At 45.2% G+C, this 4164-nt stretch carries 3 protein-coding genes; all 3 read right to left on the bottom strand.

Translation table 11 applies throughout. The features are described 5' to 3' along the window. Positions 1–23 precede the first annotated feature (23 nt). A complete protein-coding gene (locus NWQ57_RS07885) occupies positions 24–2306 on the bottom strand; it encodes a GH92 family glycosyl hydrolase (protein ID WP_306021599.1) in 2283 nt (760 codons plus the stop codon). Positions 2307–2481: 175 nt separating this feature from the next. Further along, positions 2482–3123: an HAD-IA family hydrolase gene (locus tag NWQ57_RS07880; RefSeq protein ID WP_306021598.1), complete on the bottom strand. Its 642-nt coding sequence runs from the start codon at positions 3121–3123 to the stop codon at positions 2482–2484. Between the two features lie 4 nt (positions 3124–3127). After that, positions 3128–4164: glycoside hydrolase domain-containing protein (locus tag NWQ57_RS07875; RefSeq protein WP_306021597.1), on the bottom strand; the 1037-nt coding region annotated here is incomplete at its 5' end.

Genomic DNA, 4164 nt, shown 5'->3' with positions numbered 1-4164 from the left:
ATATCCCGCTTGCACCCATCATGCTAATGTTGAATCGACTTAGATGGTGGTAGGTTTTCGCTACCCCATTTAGAGGGCTTTGAGCCCATTTTGAGGATGAGTTCTCCGCCGTTGATGATAGCTTCGTGTTCAATCCACGCCTTATTGAAGTCTTTACCGTTCAAGGTGGCAGAGACGATATATTTGTTTTTATCACTTAAATTATCAGCTTTGATCTTGAAAATCTTGTTGTTACCAACATGCAAGGTTGATGACTTTAAATACGGTGTATTGAGTAAATAATAAGGTTGGCCTGCATTAGGGTATAAACCCATCATATGAAAGGCTAACCATGAGGACATTGCACCCGAGTCGTCGTTACCGGGTAAGCCATCGCGTCCACTATGGTAGTGTTTATCGATGATTTGATGAATTCTATCCGAGCTTAAATAGGGTTTGCCTAACCAGTGGTAAAGCGTTGAGGTTAAGAATGAGGGTTCGTTACCGACATTGTAATAGTCTTTATCAAACAAGGTATTTAAGCGCTGTTCAAAGGCTTGCTTGCCGCCGCTTTTTTCAATGAGTTTGGCGACATCGTGGGGCACATAAAACGAGTATTCCCACGAACTGGCTTCATAGAAGAAGCCACACCACCAACACACACAATTTGGCCAGTCTTGGGCGATAGGTGTGTAAGGAATACGGGCGTTTAAGCCTTCAGTGCTGGCGCACGGCACTTCGTCAACCCAATTACCCTTGGCATCTTTAGGCATAATAAAACCCTGCGCCCCATCATGTTCAATGTCGCGCCATAGGTTTTGCCAATTATCAGCTTGTTGGCTAAACCGGTAATACTCGCCCATGCGCTCTAAACCTTCTGCGACAGTTGCCAGTGCAAAGTCATTATAAGCGTATTCAAGTGTTCGATTGCCTGCACGGACGTAGTCAGTAGACACATAACCCAAACGATTATAGTCCTCTAAACCGCCTCGGCCTTCACGCTCCGCATTGCCGCCTGGTGCAATAGTGGCGTTTTTAATCATGGCTTTTAACGCTTGGTGATAGTTCACGCCACTTAACTTTTTAACGTAGGCATCGGCAATCACTACATCAGCATTCGAGCCTCCTTGGGTTCTGCCGTTGCTGTTACCGCTGCGTCCTTCAGGTAAATAACCGTCGTATTGATAGATATTTAGCATGGCGTTGATGATGTCTGCCTGACGCTTGGGCGCGATCAAGGTAATCAGCGGAGAGGATGAGCGAAAGGTGTCCCAAATGGCGTAAAAATCATCGTAGTAGGGCGTGGCTGTCCATAATGGGTTTTCGCCTGAACGGTCAACTGGCATCAACATGGTATGATATAAGCCGGTATAAAACATGATTTTTTGTTCACGGCTGGTGGACTTATCAACTTCAATTTTAGAAATTAGCGCCTCCCACTTGTTTTGCGTATTCTTGACTACCTGAGCAAAATCCCAGTTGGGTAATTCGCTGTTGAGGTTTTGTTTGGCTTTGGCTTCACTGATAAACGACAGTCCTATTTTCAGATTCACCGTTTTACTTTTGTGATTGCTAAACTCACACACTAAACCGGTTTTTTCAGCCGAATCAAACTGGCTGATTTGCGCTGGGTAAAGGGTTTCACCTTTAAACGTGCTGAAGTTGTCACAGGGCTGATCAAACATGGCTGCATAATAAACGGTATAAGCACTGCCGTTGTTCCAACCGCCACGAATACGACTGTAACCGCGCACTTCAGTTGGTGACACTACCTCGACTTCAGAGCCCACAAATTGTTGAGCTTCACGGGAGTCAGGTACCGACTTCTCACCCAGAAAAAAACCACCGTCTATTTTAATGGCGTTGTGTTTGGTGTCTTTGAAGGTATAGCGATGAAAGGCGGCTCGATCAGCGGTGGCTAATTCGGCTGTGATGCCCCATTTACTCAATTCTGTGGCGTAATAACCCACTTTGGTTCTTTCACTGGTGCGTAAACTGTGTTGCTTAAGGCTATCAAAGTCACCAGAGTAAGGCATAACGGAAATATTGCCGTATTTCGGGCCGCCACCTGTACCACTAACATGGATTTGGCTAAACCCCACAAGAGCTTTGTTTAAGTCAGGATCGTAACCACTGTTACTGTGAGTGCCAATATCTGGACCTGGTTTTACCATGCCAAAAGGATTGCTTGGTCCAACAAATACATTACCTAAGCCTACTGAGCCGATAAACGGGTCGATATATTGGTGGTAAGTGGTCTGGGCAATACTGCTGTTACAAAAAATAGTCGCGCTTAACAACAGCGACGTTTTGACTAAATTAGACATGGAATGACTCTTTTTTAATAGTTACAATTCTTTGCTCATGAAGCGGGCAAACAAACGCTTCTTGAGGGTGTTAACGTATTTTTAACACACTATTGACACCGGTGTCAATTTCATCGAACGCCTTATCAAAAGGTAAATCAATGAAGCGTCTATGGCTGAGTGAGAGCGCTCACTATTAACGAATCTTGGCAATTAAACTGGGCAGTTGAGCGGCATTTTCAAAGTGGTAAACCTGCTCGAAAGGGCAATTTTCTTGATGGGGGTTATAAAAAAATACGTGCATCCCGGCTTTTACACCCGCCTCTATACCAGCCATGCTGTCTTCAATCACGGCACATTGCGAGGGCGCAAAACCCATTTTTTGGGCACTGCATAGGTAGATGGCGGGGTCGGGTTTAAAGACGCCAATATCGTAGGCACTAAATAGGTTTTTATTAAAGTACTGGCTTAAACCGCACAGGTCTAAAGCTTGCTGAATTTTTGTCAGCGGCCCATTTGACACCACTGCTTTGGCTTGCGGCAATTGCTCGAGGGCTTCAGGTATGCCGCTAATAGGGTTGAGTTTACGTTTAAATAACTCGGCTACCACTGCTCGATAACGTTCAATAAAATCATCGCTAAGTGTTACTTGGTGAGTTTCAGCTAAATTTGCAAAGATTTTTGCTAACTCACCCCCGCGATAATGTTTGACCAAGTAAGCGGTATTCAGTCTTACGCCCAATGGCCGAAACAAAATAGCGATGGCGCGATTACACAGCCATTCACTGTCGACTAAGGTGCCATCGTTATCAAATAGTAAACACTGAATACGGCTCATCTCGTTATTTTAAGCTGGTATTGGGCGTGTCAGACATGGTTAATTCGAGCACACCACCTTGTACTATTTCACTGTGGCGCAAATAGGTGCGTGACAGGGTAAGCCCGTTTAGTTTGATGGCCTTGATATAGGGGCTTGTTGCATTATTACCTGTGGCGACGATGCTAAATGTGCGGCCCGAGTAATATTGCTGATCAAGATGAATATCGATGCGTTCAAACTGCGGGCTACCTATCCAATAAATTGGGTCGACTTCTGTACCACCAGTGAGTTGAAATAAACCTATCTTCATCAGTACACTCAAACTGCCCATCAAGCCCTGATCTTCATCGCCGTTGTAGCCAAAGTCAGGGCTTAAATCTGCGTACACCGTATCAACGACTTTCCTTGACCAGTATTGAGTTTTCCAAGGCGCACCTGCCGCACTAAAAATAAACGCAGTTTGCATACTGGGCTGATTGCCGTAATTAATAGGCGTGCGGCTGTAATCAGCGTTAGCCTCATGGGCATGGGCTTTACCAGAGGTAAACTCCTGTTTTTCTGCGATTTTAAAAGCATCATCAAGGCGTTGAATTAATACCTCATTGCCCCCCATAAGTTCAGCTAAACCCTGGATATCATGGGGCACGAACCACGTACCTTGTGCTGGGTTAGACTCAACAAAGCCGTTTTCATACAAATAAGGATCAAAGGGGGTTTGCCAGCTACCATCTGCATTTCGCGAGCGCATAAAGCCTGATTCTGCATCAAATACATGTCGATAGTTTTGTGCACGTTTACTGTAATACGCATAGTCTTTGTCGTGGCCCAAGGCTTTGGCAAACTGAGCTAACGCGTGATCTTGAAAGGCGTATTCTAAGGTCATGCCCGTGCCACGGCGGTGATTACCATAGTTACTTTCGTTTTCTGGTAAGGGGTAGGGCACATAACCTTTGTCGAGGTAATGGCTCATGCCACCACCCGCTAGGCTGTAATGTTCATAACCTGCTCTGGCCATCATGCCTTGTGCAGAATGACTATGTTGTAAACCTTGATAAGCCA

This window comes from Paraglaciecola sp. (assembly GCF_030730205.1).
Classification (GTDB): domain Bacteria; phylum Pseudomonadota; class Gammaproteobacteria; order Enterobacterales; family Alteromonadaceae; genus Paraglaciecola.
The sequence above is the reverse complement of the archived record's forward strand: the minus strand, read 5'-3'. Positions and strand labels throughout refer to the sequence as shown.